Genomic DNA, 25379 nt, shown 5'->3' on the forward strand with positions numbered 1-25379 from the left:
GGCGGGTGGCTTTGATCCGTGAGGGTCGCGGCCACCCGCAGCCGGTGTTCATCCGGGCCACGCTCAGCCGCAGCAGGCGTCGCCGGCCGGTCCGCCGCTGGTGTCGATGACGGGCAGCAGGGTCAGCGGGGCGGTGAGGAGGCCGCCGCTGACGCCGGTGGACAGGCCGCGACCGGCGGGGGCGGCGACCGGGGTGGGTCCGCAGCAGCTGCCGCCAGCGGTGATGGTGGTGGCGTCGAGGGGTAGGTCGCTGCTGCAGACGCCGGTTTCGGGCAGGTCGAGCCGGACGTCGCGGGCGGCGGCCCAGTCGCCGGCCAGCGCCGCGACGACGGAGCGGGCCTGTTCGTAGCCGGTGGCGAGCAGGAACGTGGGTGCGCGCCCGTAGGACTTGACCCCGATGGTGTAGAAGCCGGGCTCGGGGTGGGTGAGTTCGTCGACGCCGTGCGGCGGGACGGTGCCGCAGGAGTGCACGTTCGGGTCGATCAGGGGCGCCAGGGCCCGGGTGGAGCCGAGGATCGGGTCCAGGTCGAGGCGCAGCTCGGCGGCGATGGTGTGGTCGGGGCGGAAGCCGGTCGCGGACACGATCCGGTCGGCGGTGATCCCGCGGGTGCCGTCGGACACGGTGACCCGGTCGTCGTCGGTGGCGGTGAGGGCCTGGATGGAGAAGCTCGTGACGAGCTCGATGGTTCCGGCTTCGACGTGTTCGCGCAGCCGGGTGCCGATCGCGCCGCGGGCCGGCAGGGCGTCGGCGGTCCCGCCGCCGTAGGTGCGGGCCGGGCCGGCCGGGCGGATCGCCCACACCACGGAGGTGCCGGGCGCCTGGGCGGCGAGCTCGGCCAGCAGGAGCAGGGTGTTGGCGGCGGAGTGCCCCGCGCCGACGACGAGGGTGCGCCGCCCGGCGAACCGGTCCCGGCCGGCGCCGAGCACGTCCGGCAGCGCCGACTCCACGAACCCGGCGGCGGCCGTCTCGCCCCGGGCGGGGATGCCGGAGGCGCCGAGGACGTTCGGCGTGGTCCAGGTGCCGGAGGCGTCGATGACCGCGCGGGCGAGTACCTCGGCACCGTCCGCGAGCCGGACGAGGAACGGTGCGGTGTCGCGGCCGGCGGTGCGCAGCCGGTCGAGGCCGAGCCGGGTCACGGCCTGCACGCGGGCGCCGTAGCGGAGGTGTGGCTTGAGCGCGGGCAGGCCGGCGAGGGGCTGCAGGTAGTCGCCGGCGAGCTGGGCGCCGGTCGGCAGGACGTCCGGGTCGGGCTCGACCCAGCCCACGTCGGCCAGCAACCGCCGGGCGGCCGCGTCGACGTTGTACCGCCAAGGGGAGAACAGCCGGACGTGACCCCATTCCCGCACGGCGGCGGCGGGCCGGTCGCCGGCCTCGAGGACGGTGAACGCGAGGCCGCGCTCGGCGAGGTGGGCCGCGGCGGCGAGGCCGACCGGGCCGGCGCCGATGACGACGACCGGCCGGCCGTCGAGCGGGTTGGTCATATCGGACATTCCCTTCGTTGTTTTGAAGAATGTCGAAACAAGAGGGCCGACGGTACCCACGGGATGGGGGACGCCGGGGGATGATCTAGCTGATGTGCGGGCTGCGGCGCTCGAGGAAGACCACGTCGCGCCACCGGTTGCCCTGGGCGGCGTGCCGGGCGACGCGTTCGCGGACGCCGACGGTGCGGAACCCGGCGGCGTGGTGCAGCGCCAGGCTGGCGGTGTTCTCCGGGAACACCCCGGACTGGATGGTCCAGATGCCGGCCGCCTCGGTGGAGGCGATGAGCGCGTCGAGCAGGGTCCGGCCGACGCCGCGGCCCTGTGCGGCGGGGCCGACGTAGACGGAGTGTTCGACCACGCCGGAGTACACGGCGCGGGCCGACACGCGGGAGACGGCGACCCACCCGAGGACGGTCTCGGTGCCGTCGACGGCGACGAGGCGGTGGTCGGGCAGCTTTCCCGCGTCGAACGCGGTCCAGTCGGGGGCGGTGTGCTCGAAGCTGGCGTTGCCGCCGTCGAGCCCGGCCTGGTAGATCGCCAGGACCGGGTCGGCGTCCGCCGCGGTCATCGGCCGCACGAGGACGGCGGTGCGGGCGGGAGTGGTGGTCATGCGCAGTCTCCGGGTCTCTCCGCTCGCCCGGCCGGTTTCGCCGTTTGTCACGATCTAGGGGGAAACGGTACCCGGGCCGGCGGTGACGAGCAACGCCGTGGCGACGACGAGCCGGGCGACGGCGGTGAGGGTGGCGATCTCGACCCGGTCCGGGGTGCCGGCCGGGCTGTGGTAGCCGGCCATCCCGGCGCCGATCCCGGCCGCGGCGAGGCCGGCGGCGGCGGAGCGGCGCCCCGGCGACGGTCGCGGCCATCCGCTCGCTGGAGACCTGGCCGAGGGCGGCTTGCAGCCGGTCGGCGATGGGCGCGGCGGGTGGGCGGGCCGGGCCGCTCATCCGCAGCAGCCCTGACCGGACGCGACCGCGTCGGCCTTCGCCGCGCTGCCGCAGCACGAGCCCTCGGAGGCCGCCTCGCCGGACGTGCCGCAGCACGGCGCGCCCGCGGCGGTCGGCTCGGCCGGGTCGAGCGTGGCGACGGCCGGGTTGCCGCAACAGCCGCCCGTCCCGGCGACGGTCAGCGCGGCCGCCGGATCGCCGGCGAACCCGCCGGTCATGGAGGTCGTGTCCGTGTCGCTCATGATCCCGTCCTTTTGCGGTGGTACCAGCCTGTCTCGATGTCTGTCGAATCATACTTGCCCGCTGATTCGATAACTGTCAAGGTAGACGCATGCCGAAACAGTCACCGGCGCCGACTTGACGCGAGGAACTAGCTCGGCAATCATTGAGTCAATGAACGTTGAGCTTTTCTCGCTGGGGGCACGGGCCCGGGTGCATGCCGCGCTCGGCGATCCGGCCCGGCTCGCGATCGTCGACGCGCTCACCCTCGGCGATGCCTCGCCCGGGGAGATCGGCCACGACCTGGGGCTGCCGACCAACCTCGTCGCCCACCACGTCAAGGTGCTGCAGGACGCCGGTCTGGTCACCCGGACCAGGTCCGAAGGCGACCGGCGCCGCACCTACCTGCGGCTCGTCCCCGGGGTCCTCGCGACGCTCGCCCCGCCCAAGCCGGCCGGCGCGGAGCGGGTCGTGTTCGTCTGCACCCACAACTCGGCCCGCTCGCAACTGGCCGCGGCGCTGTGGCGGGACCGGGTCGGCGGCCCGGTCGCCTCCGCCGGCACCCATCCGGCCGCCCGCGTCCACCCGCGGGCGGTGAAGGTCGCGCACCGGCACGGCCTGGCCCTCGACCCGGCCGGCACCGCCCACGTCGCCGACGTCGTGCACGACGGCGACCTCGTCATCGCCGTCTGCGACAACGCCCATGAAGACCTCACCGCCCCGGGCGGGCCGGTCCGGCCGCGGCTGCACTGGTCGGTGCCCGACCCGGTCCGGGCCGGCACCGACGCCGCATTCGAGGCCGCCTACACCGATATCGCCGACCGCATCACCCGCGTGGCGCCGGCGGTCGGTGCGGCACCATCGAGCTCTCCGGACAGGAACCAGCATTCGTGAACCCGACCCTGTGGCGGCGCCTGCTCGCCGAGTTCGCCGGCACCGCGCTGCTCGTGGCCGCCGTCGTCGGCTCCGGCATCATGGCCACCACCCTCAGCCCCAACGACGTCGGCCTGCGCCTGCTGGAGAACTCGATCGCCACCGCGCTCGCCCTCGGCGCGCTCATCCTCACCTTCGGACCGGTGTCCGGGGCACACTTCAACCCGGTCGTCTCCGCCGCGGATTGGTTCCTCGGCCGCCGCGCCGGCACCGGCCTGCCGGCCCGGGACCTCGGCGGCTACGTGGTGGCCCAGGTGCTCGGCGCGATCGGCGGGGCGATCCTGGCCAACCTGATGTTCCGGCTGCCCGCGGCCGAGCTGTCGACCAGGCAGCGCACCGGCGGTGACCTGTGGCTCGGCGAGGTGGTCGCCACCGCGGGCCTGCTCCTGCTCGTCTTCGCACTGACCCGATCCGGCCGCGCCGCCATCGCCCCCGCCGCGGTCGGCGCCTACATCGGCGCCGCCTACTGGTTCACCTCGTCCACCTCGTTCGCCAACCCGGCCGTCACCATCGGCCGCGCGTTCACCGACACCTTCGCCGGGATCGCCCCAGCCTCCGTGCCGGGGTTCGTCCTCGCCCAGCTCGTCGGGCTGGCCGTCGGCGTCGGGCTGCTGCTGGCGCTGTATCCGTCCGTCCGCGACGTCGCCGTCGCCCAGAACGGCGACGAACGCATGTCCGACCTCGGGAGGAACCGAACCGCATGAGCCCCACCAAGCCCACCGTCCTGTTCGTGTGCGTGCACAACGCCGGCCGCTCCCAGATGGCCGCCGGCTGGCTGCGCCACCTCGCCGGTGACACCGTCGAGGTCCGCTCCGCGGGATCCGAGCCCGCCGACCGGATCAACCCCGTCGCCGTCGAGGCCATGCGCGAGGTCGGCATCGACATCACCGCCAACACCCCGCGCAAGCTCGACTGGGACACCGCCGAGTCCTCCGACGTGCTCATCACCATGGGCTGCGGCGACGTCTGCCCCGTGTTCCCCGGCAAGCGCTACCTCGACTGGCAGCTCGACGACCCCGCCGGCCAGAGCATCGAGGCGGTCCGCCCGATCCGCGACGAGATCAGGCGCCGGGTCGAGCGGCTGCTGTCCGAGCTGCCCGTCACCACCGCCGGCGCGTGAAGGGCCGGCTCAGTCGCGGCAGCGGGCGCAGGTGCCGAAGATCTCCAGTGTGTGGCCGACGTCGATGAAGCCGTGCTCGGCGGCGATCCGCTCGGTCCATCGCTCGACCGCCGGGCCCCGCACCTCGACGGTGGCGTTGCACAGGCGGCAGACCAGGTGGTGATGGTGCACCCGGCCGCACCGCCGGAACAGCTGCTCGCCGTCGGGGCCGCGGGCCACGTCGACCTCGCCGGCGTCGTGCAGCAGTTGCAGGGTGCGGTACACCGTGGTCAGCCCGACCTGCGCCCCGCGCTGGAGCAGCAGCGCGTGCAGCTGCTGCGGCGTGCGGAAGTCCGCCACCTCGTCCAGCAGGGCCAGCACCTCGTACCGCTGCCGGGTGTTGCGCGCCGCTCCCGTCATGCCCGTCCGCCTCACTCCGCCGTTCTTGGAAATGAATTTCAGTGTAGACAGAGTCCCCGGCCGGCGGCGTGGCAGGGGCGGGAGGGCTCGGGATTCGCTGGCCAACCATCACCAAGATACCCATGATATATTTCGGCAGCCGATTGAAGGAGTGCCGGGATGTCGCTGACCGACGACGTGTACCGACGGCTCAAGGAACAGATCCTGGCGGTTGCGCGCACGCCCGGCGACATGCTGAACGAGGCGCAGCTCGCCGACGAGTTCGGCGTGTCCAAGACGCCGGTGCGGGAGGCGCTGCGGCTGCTGTCCCAGACCGGCTGGGTGGTGGTGATTCCGCGCAAGGGCTACATCGTCCGGCCGGTCGAGCTGCGTGACGTGCGGGACATCTTCGCCATCCGGCGCATGCTGGAGCCGCCGCTGGCCGAGCTGGCCGCCGGGCAGGCGTCCGAGCGGCAGCTGGACCACCTCGAGACCCTGCTCGAACAGCAGCGGGAGGCGGGCGTCGACCAGGCGCTGGAGGCCGCCCGCTCGTTCCATCTGATGCTCGCCGGCATCGCCGGCAGCCGGCGCGTGCACCTCATCCTCGAGGACCTCGTCGACGAGGTCCGCCGCCTGCACTACCTGCTGCCGCACGTGGAGGGCTACATCAGCTCCAGCGACGAGGTCGGCTGGCACGCCCTGATCGTCGCGGCGCTGCGCGAGAAGGACGGGCCGCGCAGCGCCGCGCTCGTCAGCGACCACCTCAACGAGGTGGCGAAGACGCTCGTCAGAGGCTTCGCCGGGGTCTGAGGCCGGGCACCCCGATCGCCTCCAGGCCGCCGGTGTCGTCGTCCTCGTCGCCGAGCGGATGATGGCAGTGCACCGTCCGCTCGCCGAGCCTGGACACCGGCAGCGGCGCGGCGCAGGCGTCGTCCGCGCGCCCGCACCGGTAGCGGTACGGGCAGCCGGTCCTCGGCGGCGGCGCCGTCTCCGCGCTCGGCCCCACCTGGCGGCGCAGCCGCTGCTCGACCGGATCGGGCACCGGCGCGGCGGCGAGCAGCCGCACCGTGTAGGGATGGCGCGGGTCGGCGCACACGTCGGCGGCGGGCCCGCGCTCCATGGCCTGGCCCTGGTAGAGCACCAGCACCCGGTCGGACATGTGCCGCACGACCGACATGTCGTGGGAGATGAAGAGGTACGCCATCCCGAACTCCTGCCGCAGCTCGCGCAGCAGGTTGAGAATCTTCGCCTGGACGGAGAGGTCCAGGGCGCTGACCGCCTCGTCGCAGATGATCAGCTTGGGGCGCAGGATCAGCGCGCGGGCGATCGCGATCCGCTGGCGCTGCCCGCCGGAGAAGTTCGCCGGGAAGCGCGCCGCGTCGCCGGCGCTCAGGCCGACGTGCACCAGCGCGGCCTCGACCTCGCGGCGGCGTTCGCGGCGGCCCAGCTGCGGGCGGTGCACGAGCAGCGGCTCCTCGAGCGTCTGCCCGATCGTGCGCATCGGGTTGAGCGAGCCGAACGGATCCTGGAAGACCACCTGGATGTCGCGGGTCAGCCGGCGGCGGCGGGCCCGGGTCGCCCGGGTGATGTCCTCGCCTTCGAAGACGATCCGGCCCTCGGTCACCGGCGCCGTGCCGAGCACGGCGTTGCCGAGCGTCGACTTGCCCGAGCCGCTCTCGCCGACGATGCCGACCGTCTCGCCGGGTGCCACGTCCAGGTCGACGTCCCGCAGCGCGGTGAACGGCGGGCGGCGCCGGCCCTGCGGGTAATCGACCCGCAGCCCGCGCACGCTCAGCAGCTCGGTCATCGGGCCTCCAGCAGCGCATCGGTGTGCAGGCAGCGCGCCGCGTGGTCGGCCGCCACCGCGACCAGCGACACGTCGCCCGCGTGACACTCGTCGCCGGCGTAGCGGCACCGGGACCCGAAGTGGCAGCCGGCCGGCCACCGGCCGGGCTGCGGCACGTTGCCCGCGATCGTGGGCAGCGGGCGGCCCACGGTGGCCAGCCCCGGATACGACGCCAGCAGCGCGTCGGAGTACGGGTGGGCCGGCCGGCGGTACACCTGCTCGATCGTGCCCGTCTCGACGATCTGGCCGGCGTACATCACCAGCGTGCGGTCGCAGATGTCGGCGAGCACGCCCCAGTCGTGGGTGACCAGGATGACCGCCATGCCCAGCCGTTCGCGCAACTCGCGCAGGAGGGCCAGGATTTCCGCCTGTACGGTGACGTCGAGGGCCGAGGTCGGCTCGTCGGCGATCAGCACCTTGGGGTTGGCGGCGAGCGCCAGGGCGATGCCGACGCGCTGGGCCATGCCGCCGGAGAGTTCGTGGGCCCGCCGTGGCAGTACCGCCCCGGGATCGGGAAAGCGCACCATCCGCAGCAGCTCGATGGCCCGCTCGTCCGCCTGCGCCCGGGTCATCCGCGTGTGACGCCGGATGGCCTCGCGCAGCTGGCTGCCCACCGTGTAGACCGGATCGAGGCCGTTGAGCGGGTCCTGCGACACCAGGGCGATGCCGGCCCCGCGCCTGCGGGACAGCTCCCGCTCCGAGAGCCGGGTCAGGTCGGCGCCGTCGAAGAGGACCGCCCCCGCGGTGACCTTCCCGCCGGCCGGCAGCAGGCCGAGGATCGCCCTGATCGTGGTGCTCTTGCCGCAGCCCGATTCCCCGACGATCCCGATGCACTCGCCGCTGCCGAGCCTGAAGCTGACGTCGGAGACGACGGTCGTGTCGGTACCGCCCCGGTGCAGGCTCACGGTCAGCCCCCGCACGTCGAGGACGCCGGCCCCGGGCGCGGCCGCCGCGACGTCGGTCCCGCCGCGGCGCCGGGGTGCGGACCGCAGGGGGACCGGCGGCGCCGAGCGGCCGATGGTGGCGTCGCGGATCGCGTCGCCGAGCAGGCTGAACGCGACCACGGTGAGGGCCACGATGCCGCCGGTCGGCACCAGCAGCCACGGGTTCTGCCCGCTCACGTTGGCCGCCTGCGTGACCAGGTTGCCCCAGGTCGGCCCGGCCGAGTCCGGGCGCAGCAGGCCGAGGAAGGACAGGCCGCTCTCGACCACCAGTGCGGCGGCCGCGAACAGCGAGGCCTGCACGATGATCGGGCCAGCCAGGCTCGGCAGCAGGTGGCGGCGCAGGATGGCCGGGGTGCGCAGGCCCGACAGCACCGCCGCGCGGACGAACAGCTCACCCCGGCCGGCGATGGTCGAGCCGCGGACGACGCGGGCGATGCCGGGCGTGTGCAGCAGGCCCAGCGTGATCATCGCGATCGTGTTGTTCCCCGGGAAGATCGCCACGACCATGAGCAGCACGATGATCCCGGGGATGGCGAAGATGAGGTCCGCGACCCGCATGATCACGCGGTCGACCCAGCCGCCCAGGTAGCCGCCGACGAGGCCGAGCGGGACGCCCACCGCGAGCGCGGTCACGACGGCCGTCACCACGTCCATGAGGGCGGAGCGCCCGCCGTAGAGCAGCCGGCTCGTCACGTCGCGGCCGAGCTGGTCGGTGCCGAGCCAGTAGGTCGAGCCCGGGCCGGCGAGGGCGTGCCCGAGGTCCTGCGCCAACGGATCGTGCGGGGCGATCAGGGGCGCGGCGGCGAGGGCCGCGACGAGCAGCACGAGGTAGCCGGCGCAGATCGTGCCCAGCGGATGGCGCCGGGCCGTCCGCCACGACCAGAGGCCGGCGGGCACGACGGTGGTCATCGGGCCGCCCGCGCCCGTGGGTTGAGCACGCGGTAGGAGACGTCGACCACCAGGTTGACGGCGATGACGAAGACGGCGAAGTACAAGGCGATACCTTCGATCTTCGGCAGGTCGTGCGCCACGCCGGCGATGACCGCCACCTGGCCCAGGCCCGGAATGGCGAACACGTTCTCGATGAACACGGTGCCGCCGAGCAGGCCGATGAACATCAGGCCCAGGGCGGTGACCACCGGAATGGCCGCGTTGCGCAGGGCGTGCTTGAAGATGATCGAGGTGTTGGACAGCCCCTGGGCCCGCAGCGACACGATGAAGTCCTTCGCCAGGACCCGCAGCATCGAGTCGCGGGTCTGGCGGGCGAGGAACGACGTGGCCGCCGCCGACAGCGTGATCACCGGCAGCGCGATGCTCTGGGCCCAGCGGACCGGATCGGTGGCCAGCGGGGCGTAGCCGGTGGCCGGGAACAGCCCGGCCTGGACGGCGAAGACCTCGATGAGCACCACGGCGAGCCAGAAGTTGGGGATCGCGAACGAGGTGATCGCGACGACGTCGAGCAGCCGCCCGATCACCCCGCCCCGCACCGCGCTGTAGACGCCGACGCCGATGCCGAGCACGCCCGAGACCACGAGCGTGGCCAGGATGATGGACAGGCTCGGGCCCAGCCGCGCGTTGAGCGCGTCGGTGATCGGCTGGCCGTCGAACAGCCCGTTGCCGAGGTCGCCCCGCAGCAGGCCGCTCAGCCAGTGCCAGTACTGCGCCGGCAGCGGGCGGTCGAGACCCAGCTGGTGCTTGACCTGCTCGTACTGCTCCGGGGTGGCCGCGGTGTCGTTGCCGAGCACGGCCGTGATCGCGCTGCCGGGGGCGAGCGAGGCGAACACGAAGGTCAGCCCGGTGACGGCGAGCAGCAGCGCGATCGACGAGAGCGTCCACTGGGCGACGGTGCGAAACATCCGGGTCCCTCCCTCACGCGGCGGGTTGCAGCTCGTACAGCGAGACGAACGACGTCGGCGGTCGGACGTCCGCGCCCGTGACCTTGGGGCTCACGTAGGTCGGCAGCTCCTGGGCGACCACCGGCACGAACCACGCCTGCTCGACCAGGTGGCGCACGATCTGCTTGTCGAGGTCCGCCTTGGCGGTACCGGAGGCGAGCACGTCCTGGCCGTAGAGGCCCTGCAAGGTCGGATCGGCGTAGTGGTACGGGTTGTAGGCCGCGTTCGGCAGGAACAGGCTGGTGCCCAGGGTCGCGATCGGCCGGACGTTGACGTTGTTCGTGAACGCCGGGAACTTGCCGCTGAGCGCCTGCTGCACGTAGGCGTTGCCGTTCGCGATCTCATTGATCTTGACGGTGACGCCGATCGCCTTCCACTGCTGGGCCAGCGCCTGCGCGAGCAGGTTCTGGTTGTTGGTGGTGGTCGTGACCATGTCCATGGAGAAGCCGCCCGCGTATCCGGCCTGGGCGAGCAGGTCCTTCGCCTTCGCCACGTCGTGGGGGTAGTAGTTCTCCAGCGTCTGGTCGTAGCCGTCCCGGCCGGCCGTCGCCACCTGGGACGTCGCCGTGTTGCCCGGGAAGAGCGCCTTGACGATGGCGTCCCGGTCGGTGGCGTAGTTCAGCGCCTGCCGTACCCGAACGTCGGCGAGCGGCTTCGCCGTCGTTCCGCCGCGGTCGGCCAGCGTCACGACGGTCACGTTGTTGGTGACCGAGGCCGGGCCGTAGAAGAAGCCGGCGGTCTTCGCCGCGCTCAACGTGGAGGCGTCACCGAGGGCCAGGTCGATCTGGCCGGTCTGCAGCGCCTGCAATGTCGCCTGCGGGCTCTGGATGACCTTGATGACGACCTTCTTGTAGTGCAGCGCGGAGGGGTTGTAGTAGTTCGGGTTCGGCAGGTACGTGTAGACGCTGCCGATCGTCGTGTTCTCGGCGCTCAGCACGTAGGGGCCGGCGCCGAAGGTCCGCGTGCCGAGGCTTTCCGGCGACTTGAGCCCGGCCGGGCTGATCACCTCGCCGGCCATGACGTCCTGGGTCAGGTTGTAGGGCCAGTCGGGATTGGGCGCCGCCGTCTTGATGGTGACCTCGAGCGGGCCGGTCGCGGTGATGGTGGCCCCGGCGAAGAGGGCACGGTTCTGGCCGCCCTGCGTCTGCAGGTAGGTGAAGTGGTCGGTGACGGCCTGCGCGGTCAGGGCCGAGCCGTCGGAGAACTTCACGCCCTCCCGCAGGGTCAGCACGAACGTCGTGTTGTCGGTGCCGACGTACTTCCAGCCGGTGGCCAGGCCGGGCTTGTACTGGCCGTCGCCGCCGAGCACGATCAGCGGCTCGTAGGCGACCTCGTTGAAGAAGATGCTCGAGTTGCCCAGCGACTTGGCCGGGTCGAGGGTCGGAGGAGCGGCCGGGAAGCCGACGGTGAGCAGCTCGCCGACCTTGCCGGCGGGCTTGCGCGGGGTGGTGTCCGACGACGCTCCGGTCGAGCCCGAGCACGCGGCGAGGAGGAGGGCGGTCGCGGCAACGGCGGTCGCGGCGAGCGGACGTCGGCGCCGGGCCGTCGGTGCGTATGGGGTGTGATGCATGGACTCTCCAGCGGACGGGGTGTGGTCCGGAACAACGTGTGGTGTCAGGCGGCGATCGGAGCGCTGACCGAGCGGCCGAGGAAGGCGGCCAGCCGGTCGGCCGCGGTGGCGCCGTCGGGCACCGGCTGGGGCTCGGCCACGGGCTTGCCCTCGCGCGACGAGCCGTCGAGCTTGGCGTGGTAGTGCGCCATGACGCTCTCGACGAGCTCGGGGTCGTAGTCGACCGGCTGACCGGTCGCCACGGCCAGGTCCCAGAGGTGGGCGACCAGATCGGCGACGCGCTTCTCCGCCAGGGCCTCCACGGTGAACGAACCCATCCTGGTCGTGACCGGGCGCTTCAGGTCCCCGGCCTGGGTGACCAGGTGGTAGCAGGCCGCGAGCCGCTCGAGCACGACCGACTTCGGATCGGCACCGAACTGGCCGGTCCGCGGGTTCTTGGGCGGGATCTCGCCGTGGATCCACGCCATGACGAGCAGATCGCCGTCGAGGATGTGGTTGAGGATGTCGTGCACGGTCCACTCCGAGCACGGAGTGGGCAGCAGCAGCTGGTCATCGGTGATCGAACCGACGATCTGGGCCGCTACGGCTTGGGCGCGGGCGAACTGAGCGATCCGATCCATGTGACCGAGTCAACAAACATTCCGGCCGTATGTCAATAATATTGCGCTGATATTTCACTGGTCAGCAGGTCACTAGGTGACTTGCCGAACGCCCCGGCGGCTAGCGCCCGGGGCGCCGGTCGATGATGCGGCGCATCTTGCCGACCGAGCGTTCGATGCCGTCGGGCGGCGGGACGTCGACCTCGACCGTGACGCCGATCGTCGCCTTGACCCGGCCCGCCAGCTCGCGCCCGGCCGCATCTCGTTCGTCCACGGCTCGGCGCCGAAGATGCCGATCTCGATCGACGTCGACCGGGGGTCGATGCCCTGGCGGGCCATCTCACGTGTCGAGGTCGTCACGCATGTAGGCGACCACCGTCGGCTTGCCCGTCGTTCGCACCGACCACCGCAGGCGGCGCAGCTGTGCCGAGCCCTGGCGGGGCCGCGAAGTCTACTGGTCACTTGGTAACCTGGGTGGGCGTCGATCGCAGGGAGGGGAGGGCCGCATGGCCGAGCCGTTCGAGTCCGGAGAGGCCTACCAGCGAATCCGTACCGGAGCAGCCGACCAGGTGCTGCACGACATCCGCGACCAGATCCTGTCCGGGCGGCTGCGCCGCGGGACCAGGCTGCCGTCGGAGAAGGAGCTCGCCGCGCACTACGCGGTGAGCTCGCCGACGATCCGCGAGGCCATCCGGGCGCTCAGCGCGATGAACCTCGTGTCGGTCCGGCACGGCGCCGGCACCTACGTGGTGGCCGAGTCGTCGGCGCTGATGGCGTCGGCGATCAACGCGGTGGTCGAGCTGGAGCGGGTCGACCTCCCCGAGATGTTCGACCTGTCGGAGGTCATCTACCTGAAGGCGGCGCAGAACCTGCTCAGCGACCCGCAGGGACGCTCGCTGTCCGCGCTGCGGGAGGCGGCCGAGGCGTTCGACCCGGCGATGAGCGACGAGCAGTTCGAGCTGACGCTGCGCCGGTTCCTCACCGAGCTCGTCGCGCTGTCCGGCAACAAGCTGCTGATCGCGATCGCCGGGCATCTCATCGAGGTGCAGATCACCGCCGCGCGGCGCGCCGCGGAGCGCACGCCCGAGGCGTGGCGGCGCATCGCCGGCCCGCTGCGCGACGAGCGCGTGGCGATCGTCGAGGCCCTGGCGCAGCGCAACGGCGAGGCCACCGAGAAGGCGATCCGCAGATACATGGAGCGCGGCCGCGAGCTCGTCACGCGCCACGCGGCCGAGTGACGGCGCGGTGCCGGCTCCGTCCGCTCAGCGGTGCGTGATCGGGATGGTGGCCAGCAGCGACGTCCCGGCGCCGGGCGGACTGGTGATCGTCATCTGTCCGCCGAGCGTCTCGACGCGGTCCCTGAGGCTGGTGAGCCCGGTTCCCCGATCGGGGTCGGCCCCGCCGACGCCGTCGTCGCGGATCGCGATCCGCAGCGCCTCCTGTTGTCGCTCCACGTCGACGTGAACGACCGACGCGTGCGCGTGCTTGGCCGCGTTCGTCAGTGATTGCGACACCACGTGGTATGCGGCCACTTCCACGGGCGCGGACAGCCGGAGGTCGGCGCCGACGTGCAGGTCGACCGGGACCGGGCAGCGGCGGGCGAGCGCCTTGAGCGCCGGCTTCAGGCCCGCCGTGGTGAGGATCGCGGGATGGATCCCCCGGGCGAAATCCCGCATCTGATCCAGGACGTCGTTGAGGTCCACCGACACCTGCGCCAGCTGCTTCTGCATCGGCTCGGGCGCGACGCCGCACTCCGTGGCCGTGCGCAGCTTGAGGCCGATGGCGATGAGCTGTTGCAGGCCGCGCACGTCCAGGTCGCGCTCGATGCGCTGGCGTTCCTCGTCGGCGGCGGCGGCGATGCGCGCGCGGGACGCGATGATCTGGTCGCGGTGGTCGGCGTTGACGATCGCCGTGGCGACGAGGTCGGTGAAGTCCTTGAGCCGGGCCTCCGCGTCGGCGGGCAGCGACCCGGGCTGCACCGACGTGACGGCCGCCGCGCCCCACGGCCGGCCCTCGACCACGACCGGCACGCCGACCGCGGCGCGGGTGGCCGGTCGGCGCTCGCCGGCCTCGGGAGGGCCGGGTGTATCCACGTGATCGTCGATCCGGGCGGCGCGGCCGGTGCGCCGCACCAGTTCGGCGACGCTCCTCGCCGCGCTCCGCCCGCCCCGGCCGACCGGCGGCGACAGCTGCGGCCGGCTGGTCGACACGACGGTGACCACGTCTTCGGGCTCGAAGCGCATCAGTACCGCGGGGCGATCGTCCAGCAGCCGGCCGACCTCGGCCGTGACCGTGTCGAACACCTCCGGCGGGCTGACGCCGCGCGCGACGAGCGTCGCCACCCGCCGCAGCGCGGCCTGCTGCCGCGCGAGCCGCTCCAGGGCCTCACCCCTGTCCTCCAGCGAGTTGAGCATGGCGGTGCGCTCACTCGCGGCGCGCAGCAGCGCCGTCAGCGATGGCACCACCCGCTGCCCCAGCCGCTGCGCCTGTCGCTCGGACAGCGTCGCGGACACGCGCAGGGTCCCGAGCGAGGTGCCGCCGTCACGCAGCGGGAACGTCAGGCGCCGCGCATCGCCGCGAACGTCCTGCGCCGGGCCGGGACGGTCCGCGACGTTCGTGATCTCGACCGCGGTGGCGGGCAGGCCGAGGGCGCGCGCGATGCGCTGCGCGACCGCGGGCAGGACCAGCGATACATCGTCAACGTTCAATACCAGGCGAGCCAATTCGGCGGTCAGGTCGGACTCCTGTGCCTCGATCGCCCGCAGTCTCGACAGGTCCGCGAGGCCACTGGTGAGCACCGCGACCGCGAGGAAGACCGTGAGCTGGAACCAGTCCCGGCTGTCGGTGGCGGCGAACCGGCCGACCGGTTGAACGTGGAAGAACACGTACGCGAGCGCGCTGACCACCGCCGTCGCCACGCCGAGCCAGAGTCCCCAGAGCATCGAGATGAACAGGACACCGATCAGGTAGATCGCGCTCGCGGTCCGCGTCTCGATCGCACTGAGCGGGTATAGCAGCAGCGTCTCGCCCACGATCACGAGGACGGCGACCGCGACTCCCCACGTGTAACGCGGCGGCGTGGGGCGCACCAGCCGCAGGAGCGGACCAGGACCCACGGTCCAACTCTAGTCGCGGCATCCGCATTCCGGCCCGTCTCGGGCGCGCCCTGCCGGATGTCGAGGGTGATGTTCGAGGCGTGGCGACCGCCGAGATGGATCCGCCGCGCGGCGGCGAAGAGCCGGGTCGTCGCGGGTGGTCCGCGGGGGAGGCGAGCGGCGGTCCGCGTCGCGCCTGCGCCACGCGGCGAGGACGCCCACGAGCTCGTGGAGCGGCTGCCGCTTCGCCGACGCGTGGGCATGCAGCGCGCCGCTCGCCGGTCCGGGACCAAGGTCCCTGACGGAACGCGAGCGGGCCGAGCAGGCTGGAGGTGGAAGCAGAACCGGCGAGTGCGGGAAGCGAGGTGCGATGGCGATGTCGACGATCATCACGACGCGCCCGTGGCCGGCACCGACCACGGACACGGCCGACATGGCGCTGCGCATGGCCGGCGCGGAACGGCGGATCGAGGCGCTGGCGACCGCGCTGCGCGCGCTGCTGGACCAGGCGACCGCGGACCAGGGGCGCGCGGCGGCGCTGGGCCGGGCGGCGCTGGACGACGTGGGGCTGCCGCACGGCGGCGGCCGGTGCGAGCCCGAGGAGGAGCGATGCACGCCAAGGACATCATGAGTACCCCGGCGCGGACGGTGCACGCCGACGCGCCGGTCGCCGAGGCGGTGGCGCTGCTGGAGCGGCAGTCGATCACCGCCGCCCCGGTCGTCGACGAGCACGACGTGCTCGTCGGGCTGGTCAGCGAGCTCGACCTGCTGCGGCACCAGGCCTCCCCGGCCGCCCGGGCCGGCGCGGCGGAGGCCGGGGCCCGGCGGGTGCGGGACGTGATGTCCGGCCTGCCGGTGACGGCGTGGCCGGACGCGGAGGTGACCGACGTGGCGTCGGTCATGGTCGCCCAGGACGTGCACACCGTCCCGGTGGTCGTCTCCGGGCACGTCGTCGGCGTCGTCAGCCGCTGCGACGTGCTGCGCACGCTGCTGCCGACCGACGCCGCCGCGCGGCGCGAGGCGCAGCGGCGCCTCGACGTCTACGCGGACGGGCGGCGGCGCTGGCCGGTGACCGTGGACGACGGCGTCGCGACGATCGGCGGCGAGTTCGACGACGACACCGAGCGGGCCGTCGCGGAGGCGCTGGTGCGGACCACCGCGGGCGTCGGCGCCGTGCGGGTCACCGCGCCGTCGGGCTGAGCCGGGCCGGGGCCAGGGCCGGGCCGTGGGCGACGAGGACCGGGCAGGCGGCGTGCTGCAGCACGCGGCGCGTCACCGACGGGTTCGGCGGCTGCGCCCGGTCGGCCGCGCAGCGGGTGCCGACGACGAGCAGGGAGGCCCATTGCGACGCGACGGCCAGCGCGTGCACCGGGTCGCGGGGCTCGTCCCGGACCTCGACGTCCAGTTGGGGGTACCGCCGGCACCACGGCGCGGCGGCTTCGTGCAGCGCGTCGCGGACGGCGGCCCCGTCGGCGCTGAGGTCGCAGCCGCGACCGGCGCCCGGATGCCACAGGCCGGGATGCGACCACGCCTGGACGATGACGAGGCGGCTGCCGCGGGCCGCCGCCTCCGCGAAGGCCAGGCGCAGCGCGCGGGCGGCGGAGTCGGAGCCGTCGAAGCCGGCGACGACGGGCGCACCGCGCGGCAGCGCGGCGTCCGGGGCGGCCCAGCGTCGTGCGTCGTGGACGATGAGCACCGGGGCGTCCGCCCGGGTGCCGAGCGCCTGGCTGACCGAGCCCAGCGGCTTGGCGCCGCCCGTGCCCGCGCCGGCGCCCCGGCCGCCGACGACGACCAGGCAGGCCTCCTCGGCGAGCGCGCGCAGCACCTCGATCGGCGTGCCCGGGCGGGTGGCGCCGACCGCTTCGATCCCGACCAGCCACCGCCGCGCCTCGGCGGCCGCCCGGGTCGCGACGTCCGGGCCGGCCGGCGCGCCGCCGGGCAGCGCGGTCACCGCGAGCAGTGTGCGGGTCAGCCGATGGGCCTCGTCGGCGGCCCAGCGCAGCGCGCCGATGCTGTCCGCGGATCCGTCGATACCGGCGACGACCGGACCGTATTTGTAGACCATGGCGAACCCTTTCCGTGCGTGCCGGAAATGTCTTCATTTCATGCTCTCTCGGGAGACCGGGTCCGCCACAAGGCCGAAGGTCCCGGTCGCCGGCCGAATCGCACCCGCTCGACGCATGAACCGCGGCGCGTGGGGCAGCCACGCCGTGCCGCGCCGTCACCATGAAGGAGGAGCGCATGACCACCGTGCTGCATCGGGCGGCGCAGGACGCCGGGCTCGCGCCGTCGATCCTCAACACCCAGCCGTGGCGCTGGCGCGTGGCGGGCGAGGCGCTCGAGCTCTACGCCGACGCGGCCCGCCGGCTGCCGCACGTCGACCCCGACGGGCGCCTGATGGTGCTCAGCTGCGGCACGGCCCTGCACCATGCGCGCGTGGCCCTCGCCCACGCCGGCCGCGAGCCGGCGGTCGACCGGCTGCCGGAGCCCGGCCGGCCGGAGCTGCTGGCCCGGCTCCGGGACCTGCGGGCGCGGCCGGTGACCCCCGAGAGCATCCTGGCGTACCGCTGCATCCGGCAACGCCGGACCGACCGCCGGACGTTCGCCCCGGGCGCCCAGGTCCCGGGCGCCGCCCTCGACCGGCTCCGTGCCTCCGCCGAGGCGGAGCACGCGCGGCTGTATCCGCTGCAGCGGCAGGACGTCGTGTATCTGCGCTACGCCGTCCAGGGCGCGGAGCGGGTCGGCGGCCGCGACCCGAACGCCGCCGCGGACGCGCGGCGATGGACTCACCGCGGTGCCGATGCTGCCGATGGGGTACCGCCGGAGACCGTCGCGGCGGCCGCCGACCGGCAGGTGCCGCTGCGCGACTTCGGCCTCGGCGACGAGGCGGCGCTGGCGGCGGGCCCGGGCGACGACGACGGCGCGGAGTACCTCGTCATCGCCACCGACGGCGACGAGCCGCTGGACTGGCTCCGCGCCGGCGAGGCCACCAGCGCCGTGTGGCTGGCCGCCACCGGGCAGGGCCTGGCCGCCTCGCCGCTGAGCGACGTGGTGGAGATCCCCGGCGCGCGGGCGCTGGTCCGCACCCTCCTGCGCCCGGCCGCCCAGCCGCAGCTCATCCTGCGGCTCGGCGTCGCGCAACGGGTCGAACCGCCGCCGGGGAGCCCGCGCCGCCCCGTCACCGGGATCTTCGACGCCAACTGACCGGACGCCAACTGACCGGGGGTGCCTCATGGCGGGGGAAGAGATCGTCGTCGGCGTGGACGGCGAGCCGCCGTCGCTGGCCGCGGTGCGGTGGGCCGCCGCCGCGGCGGCGCGGCGGGCCGCGTCGCTGCGGGTGGTGCTGGCCTACCACTGGCGGGTGCCGGCGGCCCTCGCGCCGCGCGGTGAACTCGCCGAGACCGCGCAACAGCTGGCGGAGCTGCTCGTGGCCAACGCGGCCCAGGACGCCCGCGACGCCTCCCCGGGCCTCGACGTCCGCCCCGAGGCGGCGCTCGGGCTGCCGGCCGAGGTGCTGCTGCGGGCGGCGACCAGCGCGTCGCTGCTCGTGGTCGGCACGCGGGGCCGGCACCGTGCCACCGGGGCCGTGCTCGGCTCGGTGAGCCAGCAGGTCGCGGCGCACGCCACCGGCCCGGTCGCCGTCGTGCGCGGGCGCGCGTACCCGTCCGGCGGGATCGTGGTCGGCGTGGACGACTCGGCCGCCGCCGGTGCCGCGCTGGAGTTCGCCTTCGCCGAGGCCGCGCGGTGGGGAACGGACGTGGCCGCGGTCCGGGCGATCGAGACCACGATCTCGCCGCCGGCGCTGGGCCTGCCCCCGCTGCTGCACGACATCGCCGAGACCACGCGGGCCCTGACCGAGGCGGCCGCCGGGCGGGTGGCCGAGGCCGGGCGCCGGCACCCGGACGTGCCGTGGGAGTTCCACGGCATCGCCGGCGACGCCGCCGACGTGCTGTGCGACCGGTCACGGCAGGCGCGGCTGGTCGTCGTGGGCAGCCGCGGCCACGGCGGCTTCGCCGGGCTGCTGCTCGGCTCGGTCGGCCTGCGCCTGCTGCACCGGGCCGACTGCCCGGTCCTCATCGTCCACGCCCGGCCGTAGCCCGGCCGGTCAACGCCGTTCATCCTGCCTGGGTGGGCCGCGGGCGCGCTTCGCGATGGTCTGCTGACGCGTAGCGATCGGCGACACCGCGTCGCGCCGGGCGGCTGGCGGCATCTGGCTCTAAGCCCTGCCCGGTCCGCGTGCACCGGCAACGGCACCAGCAGGCAGGACGAACATGCCACGCACAACCAATCCGACAACACGCGGCACCGCGGTCGGCCGCGCCACCGTTCGACCGCCGGTCCGGCCGCCGCGGCGCAGACGCCCGGGACTGATGGCGATCGCGGTCGCCGCATCCCTCGCCCTGCTCCTCGGACTCGCTGCCGGCGGAACGTTCCTGTACTACCGGAGCATCGACTCGGGCATCAAACGCACCGACGCGTTCGGTACCAATGGCCAGACCGGACTGCAGCAGGCGCACCAGGAAGCGGCCCGACCGCCGGCCGAGGTGGTCGGCGCCCTGAACTTCCTGCTGCTGGGCAGCGACTCCCGCGCCCCCGACGACCCGGACCACCGGGGCAGCGCGGGCAGCGGGCGCACGGACGCGATCATGCTGCTGCACGTCGACGCCGGCCACCGCAAGGCGTACCTGATCTCGTTGCCGCGCGACCTGTACGTGCACATCCCCGCGAGCCCGACCGATCCGCGCCTGGGCAACAAGAACGCGAAGATCAATGCGGCGTTCGCGTGGGGCGGCGTGCCGCTCACGGTGCGCACCGTGGAGGCGTACACGTCGGTGCGCGTCGACCACGTCGTCCTCGTCGACTTCGCCGGGTTCCAGCAGGTGACCGACGCGCTCGGCGGCGTCGACCTGACCAACGACTGCGCCTTCACCTCGATCGCCGAGCCCTACCGGCATTTCCCGCAGGGCGTGAACCACCTCAACGGCGCCGCCGCCCTGGACTACGTGCGCCAGCGCCAGCAGTTCCCGGACAGCGACTTCACCCGGATGCGCCACCAGCGGGAGTTCCTCAACGCGTTGCTGAGCAAAGCGATCGGCACCGACACGCTGCGAAACCCGTTCAAGCTCAACGCGTTCCTCAAGTCGGTGACGAAGGCCATCACCGTCGACCAGGACTTCTCCCTCGCCGATACCGCATTCGCGCTCCGCGACATCGGCAGCGCGGACCTGACCATGCTGGTCAGCCCGAACCGCGGCGGGGCGACGGTGAACAAGGAGAGCGTGGTGATGCCCGATCCGGCCCGGGCGAAGCCGCTCTACGACGCCGTCGTCAAGGACACGGTCGGCGACTGGATCGCGCAGAACCCGCAGGCCACCACCGCGACCACGACCGGCGGATGCCCTGCCCGCTGACGACTCCGGCCGGCGACAGGTCGGCGGGTTTGCCATGACCCCGGAGACAGTCTCCGGGATCATGGCAAACCGGTGGTGCGGCCGCTGCGGGCATCATGATCACGGAGACATACGTCCGCCCCGGGCCGCGCTGATCGGATGGTGCGCCCGACGGGTGCGACATCCGCAACGTCCGTCCCGCCGCGCCGCCCGACATGAACCACCACGATCAGGCGCTGCCCGCATACACCACGCCAGCGGACGCGACCACGGTCCGTCGCACGTTTCGCGGGTGCGGGGTCGCGCCGGGGCCGTCCAATGGCGGCGTGGGGGAGCGTGGCGGCGCGATGGGCCGGCCGTGCGGTTCGTGGGTGGGGCGTCGCGCCTGGAACGTCGGCGCGATGGGTCGGCCGTGCGGTTGGCGGGTGCGGGGTCGCGCCTGGAACGTCGGCGCACGGGCCGGTCGGGTGGGCCGGGAATCGTGGGACTGTGCCGGTCCGGCGGCGCGCGGCGGCGGCACAATGGGGGAGTGCGCATCGCCTTTGCCGCTGACGACAGCAACGCGACCACCGAGGCCGTGATCGAGCACCTCGTGTCCGCCGGGCACGAGGTGATTCGCATTGCCGATGAGCCGTGGCCGGATCTCGGTGCCTGGGTCGGGCGGGCCGTTGTCGAGGGGCGGGCCGATCTCGGCGTGGTCATGTGCTGGACCGGCACCGGTACGGCGATCGCGGCCAACAAGGTGCCCGGGGCGCTCGCCGCCGTGGCGTGGGACCCGTGGGTGGCCCGCGGTGCGCGGCTGTGGAACGACGCGAACGTGCTCGCGATGAGCCTCAAGCGGCTCGCGCCCGACGTGGCGGTCGAGGTGCTGCGCGCCTTTTTGGAAGTACCGTCGCCGGATCCGGACGAAGCGGAGAACATCGCCCTGCTGAAGGGGTTCGACGCCGGTCGGTGACCAATCCGTTATCCGGTCAATGCGTCGCGGGGTGCAACCGCCCCGCGGAGCCCGGGGTCATTGGTCAGTGAACGGCGACGCACATCGCCGTCCACGCGACGCAGCGACCTGACGGCTCCGTCGACGCCCGACGACCCACCCGGTGGGCGTGGTGCATGCCCACGCCCGCGCACAGCGCTGTGCACAGTGGAGGGTCCATAGTGGACGTCGGCTGATTCGTGCTGCCCGCGTGTGCCCGAACCGATCCGCGGCACCACAACCGCGGCAGCCGGAAAGGTCCGACACGTGAATATGCGAGCAGGTGCGCTGGTGACCGGTGCGGTCACCGCGACCCTTGTGCTGTCCGCCTGCGGCGGCTCCAGCAGCGACGATACCAGCAAGAACGGTGCGCAGAAAGGCAGCGGCTACAACGCCGCCATCACCGATGTGCTCAACCCGTCAGACAAGAAGGGCGGCACGCTCAAGCTCACCATCCACGACACTCCCGACTCGCTGGACCCGGCGATCGCGTACTACGCGCAGGAGTGGAACTTCATGAAAGGCTACTTCGTCCGCGCGCTACTGACCAACGAGGCCAAGCCCGGCGTCGACGGGCTGAAACTGGTGCCGGACCTGGCCGCGGCCATGCCATCCATTGAGGACGGTGGCAAGAAGTACACCTTCAAGCTCAAGCCGGGCGTGAAGTTCGAGGACGGCAGGCCGATCACCTCGAAGGACATCAAGTACGGCATCGAGCGCATCTTCGCCCTCGAGGTCATCAACGCCGGCCCGAAGTACCTCATCGACGTGCTCGACGAGGGCCAGCAGTACCCGGGGGTGTACAAGGACAGCGACCCGGACAAGCTCGGCCTGGCCTCGGTGCAGACGCCCGACGACAGCACGATCGCGTTCACCCTGAAGCAGCCCAACAGCAACTTCCCCTACCTGCTGGCGATGCCGGCCGCGGGCCCGGTCCCGCGGGCGTCGGACACCGGCGACCAGTACGCCAACCACCCGGTCTCCTCGGGCCCGTACAAGTTCGAGTCGTACGACGTCGGCAAGAAGCTGGTTCTGGTCCGCAACGACCAGTGGGACCCGAGCACCGATTCGGTCCGAAAGGCGCTACCGGACCGGATCGAGGTCCTTTACGGTACGGCGGTCGAGGAGATCGACAACGAACTGCTCTCCGGCGAGGTCGACCTCGACATCGCCCAGACCGGCGTCCAGCCCGGCACGCAGGCGAAGGTGCTGCTCAACCCGGACCAGAAGAAGAACGCCGACGCGCCCGTCACCGGGTTCATCCGGTACGTCGCCATCAACACCAAGGTCGCGCCGTTCGACAACATTCACTGCCGCAAGGCCGTGCAGTACGCGACCGACAAGGTCGCCCTGCAGACCGCCCGCGGCGGCGCGGAGGCCGGCGGCGACATCGCCACCAACATGCTGCCGCCGACGATCGCCGGCCACGACGACGCCGACGACGTCTTCAACACCAAGTCGGGCCATCCGCAGATCGACAAGGCCAAGGAGGAGCTCGTCGCCTGCGGCAATCCCGACGGTTTCGACACGGTCATCGCGACCCGCAACTCCGGCAAGGAACCGAAGACGGCCGAGGCGCTGCAGCAGTCCCTGGCCGCGGTCGGCATCAGGGCCCGGCTCGACCCGCAGGACGCGTCGCTGTACTTCCGGTCCATCATCGGTTCACCGTCCAATGTGCACGCCAAGGGTTACGGTCTGATGATGGCCGGCTGGGGCGCGGACTACCCGACGGCCGGCGGCTTCCTGCAGGTGATCGTCGACAGCCGGGCCATCTCGGACTCGGGCAACAACAACTACGCCGAGCTGTCCGATCCGGCCATCGACAAGCTGATCGACCAGGCCGGCGCCGAGGCGGACCCGGCCAAGAACGCCGACCTGTGGAAGCAGATCAACAAGCTGGTCTCGGAGACGGCGACGTACATGCCGTTCACCTATGACAAGGCGCTCAACCTGCGCAACCCGCGGCTGACCAACGTGTTCGTCACCCAGTACTACGGGATGTACGACTTCGGCAGCCTGGGCGTCATGAGCTGACCGCTTCGGGAGTGCCCGGGCCGGCGAGGGACGGTCCCGGGCACAGCGGTGACGCGGCCGGCCGTTCTTCCTCCTTGGGACGCCCGGCCGCGTCCGGCCCGGGTCCGTGGCCCGACGGACCCGGGCCGCTACCGCCGGGGCCGGGTCCGGAGCCGGGCGTCGTCCATGGCCTGGCGGTCCCGGGCCGCTACCGCCGGGGCCGGGTCCGGAGCCAGGCGTCGTCCATGGCCCAACGGTCCCGGGCCGCTACCGCCGGGGCCGGGTCCGGAGCCGGGCGTCAGCTCCGGTGGCGCGGCGCCGCTTGGTCTTGGCACCGCGGACCTGGCAGGGAGGGCCGTCAAGGCCCGACCGGTGTCTGGCGGGAGCAACGGTCGTCAGTTGCACGGACCCGAGTCCGCACAAGATTAATACCGGACGATGAGCGCGATCCGCTCGTCGGCGGCGAGGCTGCCGTCGCCGACAAAGGTCACCTCGCCGCCCTGGCGGGCGACCGATTCCACAATGTCGTCGACCGCGTCGTCGACCAGGACGTGCGGTGCGCCCTGATGTGGTTCCTGGTCCGGTGGGTGCAGGTGGTCCTCGTGGACCCAGGCGGCGGTGTGGTAGGTCTCCTCGACCAGCAAATGGGCGCCGCGACCCTGGCGCGCCAGAGCCCAGACCTCGGCCAGCCCGGAGGCGAAACGGTTCGCGCCGCGGGACGCGTCGAGCGCCTCCAGGGCGACCACCTGCTGCATGGTCGTGTAGGCGGCCAGCCGCGGGCCGAGCAATTGGTACACCTCGTGCGCGCCGGCGTGGTCGTAGTTGCCGGCCACCGTTCCGGCAAACGGTCTGCCCCACTCCTCGGCGAAGTAGGCCAGATACCGTTCGACGCCGAGGACGAAGACCGGACGGGTGTCGAGGTTGTCGATGCGGGTCAGGGCGGTGGCGATGTCGCGGAAGAACTGGCGGTGCCGCTCGGCCTCGTGCTTGCTGGGCTCCTGACCGTAGTCGCGGGGCAGGCCGACCAGGCCGCCGGGACCCTCGTGCGTGAACGGGAAACCGTGCGAGTGAACCTCGACCAATTCGGCGCCGTCGCCGCTCCACAGCCGGGTCGGCTGCTCGGAGAGCACCAGCGCCCAGTACCGGTGGTGCCGGGCCGCGTCGGCGACCACGTCCCGGACCTCGTACGTGTCGGCGATGACCACGCGTTCCTGGACCGGGCTCTCCAGCAGGCGGACGTGCACCTGACCGGGCGACGCGAACAGTGCCAGCCCCTCGCCGGTGTGCCGCATGTCGACGTGCTCGGCGGCGTCGGCGATCTCGTCGTACACCTGGTTCGCCACGTCGCGCGGAACGGTCTCGTCGGTCTCCAGCCGGCGCCGGGCCTCCGACAGCAGGTTGCGCAGCCGAATCGGATCCTGCTGGTTCGCCGGTGCCGTGCGGTGGGTCGGCATCAGCAGCGAGACCGCCGGGTACCCGCTGGGGGTGAGCTTCGCCAGATCCTTCACGGTCATGCGTCCAACGTGTCCCCCGGAAACGCCGGGCAGACTCGCCCGCCGGGGGTGAGCGGGAATATCGGTCCGGTCCCGGCGGTTCGGTGGAGCGATTGGAGGCTCCGATGAAGGTGCGTAACTCGCTTCGGTCGCTGAAGAACAAGCCGGGTTCGGTTGTGGTCCGCCGCCGCGGCCGGACGGTCGTGGTGAACCGGACCAATCCGCGCTGGTCTTCTCGCCAGGGCTAAATATCGCAGATTGTTGTTTTGTCTGGGTCGGTGCTGGCGAAGCTCGACCGGGAACGGGCCCGGCTGCCCCGAACGGGCGGCCGGGCCTTGCCACGTCCGCGGTTGCGCCGGCCGCATCACGCAGCGAACGAATCGCTCCGTGATCATGCGGCTCTCGCCGGCGCGTAGCGGGTTTGCCATGATCGCGGAGACATATGGTACCTATGGGTACATAGTCCTTCCGTGATCATGGAAAAC

General features: G+C 72.8%; 27 protein-coding genes. 13 read left to right on the plus strand and 14 right to left on the minus strand.

Annotated features, from left to right (window positions below; all coding sequences use genetic code 11):
• Window positions 1-63: 63 nt before the first annotated feature.
• The 4 genes from ACQPXD_RS19525 to ACQPXD_RS19540 all read right to left on the minus strand — a co-directional run bounded on the left by ACQPXD_RS19525 (window position 64) and on the right by ACQPXD_RS19540 (window position 2668).
• Window positions 64-1482 carry an NAD(P)-binding domain-containing protein gene (locus ACQPXD_RS19525; RefSeq protein WP_432840420.1) on the minus strand — a complete coding sequence of 473 codons (1419 nt, stop codon included), beginning with the start codon at window positions 1480-1482 and terminating at the stop codon, window positions 64-66.
• 85 nt (window positions 1483-1567) lie between these two features.
• Window positions 1568-2092 (minus strand): N-acetyltransferase family protein, encoded by a 525-nt coding sequence (locus tag ACQPXD_RS19530; RefSeq protein ID WP_432840422.1) that lies wholly within the window; start codon window positions 2090-2092, stop codon window positions 1568-1570.
• 54 nt (window positions 2093-2146) lie between these two features.
• The gene (locus tag ACQPXD_RS19535; protein WP_432840424.1) at window positions 2147-2275 is read right to left on the minus strand and encodes a hypothetical protein; all 129 of its coding nucleotides are present in this window, start codon (window positions 2273-2275) and stop codon (window positions 2147-2149) included.
• A 147-nt stretch (window positions 2276-2422) separates the two neighbouring features.
• Entirely contained in the window at window positions 2423-2668 is a 246-nt protein-coding gene (locus ACQPXD_RS19540) for a hypothetical protein (RefSeq protein WP_432840426.1), read from the minus strand.
• Between the two features lie 151 nt (window positions 2669-2819).
• Between ACQPXD_RS19540 and ACQPXD_RS19545 the strand changes: the two genes are divergently transcribed.
• From ACQPXD_RS19545 to ACQPXD_RS19555, 3 genes are read left to right on the plus strand one after another with little or no spacing between them, the layout of a single operon-like run.
• Entirely contained in the window at window positions 2820-3539 is a 720-nt protein-coding gene (locus ACQPXD_RS19545; RefSeq protein WP_432840428.1) for a helix-turn-helix domain-containing protein, read from the plus strand.
• Window positions 3536-4282 carry an aquaporin gene (locus tag ACQPXD_RS19550; RefSeq protein WP_432840430.1) on the plus strand — a complete coding sequence of 249 codons (747 nt, stop codon included), beginning with the start codon at window positions 3536-3538 and terminating at the stop codon, window positions 4280-4282. Before ACQPXD_RS19545 ends, ACQPXD_RS19550 begins: the two co-directional genes overlap by 4 nt.
• On the plus strand, window positions 4279-4698 hold the full coding sequence (locus tag ACQPXD_RS19555) for an arsenate reductase ArsC (RefSeq protein WP_432840432.1): 420 nt from the start codon (window positions 4279-4281) through the stop codon (window positions 4696-4698). The genes ACQPXD_RS19550 and ACQPXD_RS19555 overlap by 4 nt, the downstream gene beginning before the upstream one ends.
• 9 nt (window positions 4699-4707) lie before the next feature.
• On the opposite strand, the gene ACQPXD_RS19560 is transcribed toward ACQPXD_RS19555, so the two are convergent.
• A complete protein-coding gene (locus ACQPXD_RS19560; protein WP_432840434.1) occupies window positions 4708-5097 on the minus strand; it encodes a Fur family transcriptional regulator in 390 nt (129 codons plus the stop codon).
• 159 nt (window positions 5098-5256) lie between these two features.
• On the opposite strand from ACQPXD_RS19560, the gene ACQPXD_RS19565 reads away from it, so the two are divergent.
• A complete protein-coding gene (locus ACQPXD_RS19565) occupies window positions 5257-5886 on the plus strand; it encodes a GntR family transcriptional regulator (protein WP_432840436.1) in 630 nt (209 codons plus the stop codon).
• On the opposite strand, the gene ACQPXD_RS19570 is transcribed toward ACQPXD_RS19565, so the two are convergent.
• The 6 genes from ACQPXD_RS19570 to ACQPXD_RS19595 form a co-directional block, all read right to left on the minus strand.
• On the minus strand, window positions 5864-6883 hold the full coding sequence (locus ACQPXD_RS19570; RefSeq protein WP_432840438.1) for an oligopeptide/dipeptide ABC transporter ATP-binding protein: 1020 nt from the start codon (window positions 6881-6883) through the stop codon (window positions 5864-5866). The two genes, ACQPXD_RS19565 and ACQPXD_RS19570, sit on opposite strands and share 23 nt — an antisense overlap.
• Entirely contained in the window at window positions 6880-8775 is a 1896-nt protein-coding gene (locus tag ACQPXD_RS19575) for a dipeptide/oligopeptide/nickel ABC transporter permease/ATP-binding protein (RefSeq protein ID WP_432840440.1), read from the minus strand. Before ACQPXD_RS19575 ends, ACQPXD_RS19570 begins: the two co-directional genes overlap by 4 nt.
• The gene (locus ACQPXD_RS19580) at window positions 8772-9722 is read right to left on the minus strand and encodes an ABC transporter permease (protein WP_432840442.1); all 951 of its coding nucleotides are present in this window, start codon (window positions 9720-9722) and stop codon (window positions 8772-8774) included. Before ACQPXD_RS19580 ends, ACQPXD_RS19575 begins: the two co-directional genes overlap by 4 nt.
• Before the next feature lie 13 nt (window positions 9723-9735).
• Entirely contained in the window at window positions 9736-11331 is a 1596-nt protein-coding gene (locus ACQPXD_RS19585; RefSeq protein ID WP_432840444.1) for an ABC transporter substrate-binding protein, read from the minus strand.
• Between the two features lie 44 nt (window positions 11332-11375).
• On the minus strand, window positions 11376-11951 hold the full coding sequence (locus ACQPXD_RS19590) for a TIGR03086 family metal-binding protein (RefSeq protein ID WP_432840446.1): 576 nt from the start codon (window positions 11949-11951) through the stop codon (window positions 11376-11378).
• 100 nt (window positions 11952-12051) lie between these two features.
• Window positions 12052-12204 carry a hypothetical protein gene (locus ACQPXD_RS19595; RefSeq protein ID WP_432840448.1) on the minus strand — a complete coding sequence of 51 codons (153 nt, stop codon included), beginning with the start codon at window positions 12202-12204 and terminating at the stop codon, window positions 12052-12054.
• 232 nt (window positions 12205-12436) lie between these two features.
• Between ACQPXD_RS19595 and ACQPXD_RS19600 the strand changes: the two genes are divergently transcribed.
• Window positions 12437-13168, plus strand: coding sequence for a FadR/GntR family transcriptional regulator (locus tag ACQPXD_RS19600; protein ID WP_432840449.1), 732 nt, complete (start codon window positions 12437-12439; stop codon window positions 13166-13168).
• Between the two features lie 24 nt (window positions 13169-13192).
• On the opposite strand, the gene ACQPXD_RS19605 is transcribed toward ACQPXD_RS19600, so the two are convergent.
• Entirely contained in the window at window positions 13193-15046 is a 1854-nt protein-coding gene (locus tag ACQPXD_RS19605; RefSeq protein ID WP_432840451.1) for a sensor histidine kinase, read from the minus strand.
• Window positions 15047-15401: 355 nt separating this feature from the next.
• Here ACQPXD_RS19605 and ACQPXD_RS19610 point away from each other — a divergent pair, with 355 nt between their 5' ends.
• Window positions 15402-15656, plus strand: coding sequence for a hypothetical protein (locus ACQPXD_RS19610; RefSeq protein WP_432840453.1), 255 nt, complete (start codon window positions 15402-15404; stop codon window positions 15654-15656).
• Window positions 15635-16225: a CBS domain-containing protein gene (locus ACQPXD_RS19615; RefSeq protein ID WP_432840455.1), complete on the plus strand. Its 591-nt coding sequence runs from the start codon at window positions 15635-15637 to the stop codon at window positions 16223-16225. The genes ACQPXD_RS19610 and ACQPXD_RS19615 overlap by 22 nt, the downstream gene beginning before the upstream one ends.
• On the opposite strand, the gene ACQPXD_RS19620 is transcribed toward ACQPXD_RS19615, so the two are convergent.
• Complete coding sequence (locus ACQPXD_RS19620) at window positions 16206-17090, minus strand: universal stress protein (RefSeq protein WP_432840457.1); 885 nt, start codon at window positions 17088-17090, stop codon at window positions 16206-16208. The two genes, ACQPXD_RS19615 and ACQPXD_RS19620, sit on opposite strands and share 20 nt — an antisense overlap.
• A 176-nt stretch (window positions 17091-17266) precedes the next feature.
• Between ACQPXD_RS19620 and ACQPXD_RS19625 the strand changes: the two genes are divergently transcribed.
• The 5 genes from ACQPXD_RS19625 (at window position 17267) to ACQPXD_RS19645 (ending at window position 23422) form a co-directional block, all read left to right on the plus strand.
• On the plus strand, window positions 17267-18229 hold the full coding sequence (locus ACQPXD_RS19625) for an Acg family FMN-binding oxidoreductase (protein ID WP_432840459.1): 963 nt from the start codon (window positions 17267-17269) through the stop codon (window positions 18227-18229).
• A 28-nt stretch (window positions 18230-18257) separates the two neighbouring features.
• Window positions 18258-19121, plus strand: a complete 864-nt coding sequence (locus ACQPXD_RS19630) for a universal stress protein (protein ID WP_432840461.1) — start codon at window positions 18258-18260, stop codon at window positions 19119-19121.
• 274 nt (window positions 19122-19395) lie between these two features.
• Window positions 19396-20436, plus strand: coding sequence for an LCP family protein (locus ACQPXD_RS19635; protein WP_432840463.1), 1041 nt, complete (start codon window positions 19396-19398; stop codon window positions 20434-20436).
• Window positions 20437-20944: 508 nt separating this feature from the next.
• Window positions 20945-21370 carry an RpiB/LacA/LacB family sugar-phosphate isomerase gene (locus ACQPXD_RS19640; protein ID WP_432840465.1) on the plus strand — a complete coding sequence of 142 codons (426 nt, stop codon included), beginning with the start codon at window positions 20945-20947 and terminating at the stop codon, window positions 21368-21370.
• Window positions 21371-21661: 291 nt separating this feature from the next.
• On the plus strand, window positions 21662-23422 hold the full coding sequence (locus ACQPXD_RS19645; RefSeq protein WP_432843902.1) for an ABC transporter substrate-binding protein: 1761 nt from the start codon (window positions 21662-21664) through the stop codon (window positions 23420-23422).
• Window positions 23423-23826: 404 nt separating this feature from the next.
• On the opposite strand, the gene ACQPXD_RS19650 is transcribed toward ACQPXD_RS19645, so the two are convergent.
• Window positions 23827-24915, minus strand: a complete 1089-nt coding sequence (locus ACQPXD_RS19650) for a hypothetical protein (RefSeq protein ID WP_432840467.1) — start codon at window positions 24913-24915, stop codon at window positions 23827-23829.
• 104 nt (window positions 24916-25019) lie between these two features.
• On the opposite strand from ACQPXD_RS19650, the gene ACQPXD_RS19655 reads away from it, so the two are divergent.
• Window positions 25020-25142 (plus strand): 50S ribosomal protein L36, encoded by a 123-nt coding sequence (locus tag ACQPXD_RS19655; protein ID WP_432840469.1) that lies wholly within the window; start codon window positions 25020-25022, stop codon window positions 25140-25142.
• Window positions 25143-25379: the final 237 nt, after the last annotated feature.

Origin of the sequence: Dactylosporangium sp. CA-092794 (assembly GCF_050948465.1) — a bacterium.
In the GTDB taxonomy this organism is placed as follows: Bacteria; Actinomycetota; Actinomycetes; order Mycobacteriales; family Micromonosporaceae; genus Dactylosporangium.

Bases quoted from the DNA above. Each gene is read 5' to 3' on its own strand.
- ACQPXD_RS19585 (WP_432840444.1), bottom strand. From the start codon at position 11,331: ATGCATCACACCCCATACGCACCGACGGCCCGGCGCCGACGTCCGCTC.
- ACQPXD_RS19645 (WP_432843902.1), top strand. From the start codon at position 21,662: ATGCGAGCAGGTGCGCTGGTGACCGGTGCGGTCACCGCGACCCTTGTG.
- ACQPXD_RS19630 (WP_432840461.1), top strand. From the start codon at position 18,258: ATGGCGGGGGAAGAGATCGTCGTCGGCGTGGACGGCGAGCCGCCGTCG.
- ACQPXD_RS19620 (WP_432840457.1), bottom strand. From the start codon at position 17,090: ATGGTCTACAAATACGGTCCGGTCGTCGCCGGTATCGACGGATCCGCG.
- ACQPXD_RS19540 (WP_432840426.1), bottom strand. From the start codon at position 2,668: ATGAGCGACACGGACACGACCTCCATGACCGGCGGGTTCGCCGGCGAT.
- ACQPXD_RS19535 (WP_432840424.1), bottom strand. From the start codon at position 2,275: ATGGCCGGCTACCACAGCCCGGCCGGCACCCCGGACCGGGTCGAGATC.
- ACQPXD_RS19655 (WP_432840469.1), top strand. From the start codon at position 25,020: ATGAAGGTGCGTAACTCGCTTCGGTCGCTGAAGAACAAGCCGGGTTCG.
- ACQPXD_RS19555 (WP_432840432.1), top strand. From the start codon at position 4,279: ATGAGCCCCACCAAGCCCACCGTCCTGTTCGTGTGCGTGCACAACGCC.
- ACQPXD_RS19650 (WP_432840467.1), bottom strand. From the start codon at position 24,915: ATGACCGTGAAGGATCTGGCGAAGCTCACCCCCAGCGGGTACCCGGCG.
- ACQPXD_RS19530 (WP_432840422.1), bottom strand. From the start codon at position 2,092: ATGACCACCACTCCCGCCCGCACCGCCGTCCTCGTGCGGCCGATGACC.
- ACQPXD_RS19635 (WP_432840463.1), top strand. From the start codon at position 19,396: ATGGCGATCGCGGTCGCCGCATCCCTCGCCCTGCTCCTCGGACTCGCT.
- ACQPXD_RS19525 (WP_432840420.1), bottom strand. From the start codon at position 1,482: ATGACCAACCCGCTCGACGGCCGGCCGGTCGTCGTCATCGGCGCCGGC.
- ACQPXD_RS19625 (WP_432840459.1), top strand. From the start codon at position 17,267: ATGACCACCGTGCTGCATCGGGCGGCGCAGGACGCCGGGCTCGCGCCG.
- ACQPXD_RS19545 (WP_432840428.1), top strand. From the start codon at position 2,820: ATGAACGTTGAGCTTTTCTCGCTGGGGGCACGGGCCCGGGTGCATGCC.
- ACQPXD_RS19565 (WP_432840436.1), top strand. From the start codon at position 5,257: ATGTCGCTGACCGACGACGTGTACCGACGGCTCAAGGAACAGATCCTG.
- ACQPXD_RS19615 (WP_432840455.1), top strand. From the start codon at position 15,635: ATGCACGCCAAGGACATCATGAGTACCCCGGCGCGGACGGTGCACGCC.
- ACQPXD_RS19610 (WP_432840453.1), top strand. From the start codon at position 15,402: ATGTCGACGATCATCACGACGCGCCCGTGGCCGGCACCGACCACGGAC.
- ACQPXD_RS19590 (WP_432840446.1), bottom strand. From the start codon at position 11,951: ATGGATCGGATCGCTCAGTTCGCCCGCGCCCAAGCCGTAGCGGCCCAG.
- ACQPXD_RS19575 (WP_432840440.1), bottom strand. From the start codon at position 8,775: ATGACCACCGTCGTGCCCGCCGGCCTCTGGTCGTGGCGGACGGCCCGG.
- ACQPXD_RS19570 (WP_432840438.1), bottom strand. From the start codon at position 6,883: ATGACCGAGCTGCTGAGCGTGCGCGGGCTGCGGGTCGATTACCCGCAG.
- ACQPXD_RS19600 (WP_432840449.1), top strand. From the start codon at position 12,437: ATGGCCGAGCCGTTCGAGTCCGGAGAGGCCTACCAGCGAATCCGTACC.
- ACQPXD_RS19580 (WP_432840442.1), bottom strand. From the start codon at position 9,722: ATGTTTCGCACCGTCGCCCAGTGGACGCTCTCGTCGATCGCGCTGCTG.
- ACQPXD_RS19560 (WP_432840434.1), bottom strand. From the start codon at position 5,097: ATGACGGGAGCGGCGCGCAACACCCGGCAGCGGTACGAGGTGCTGGCC.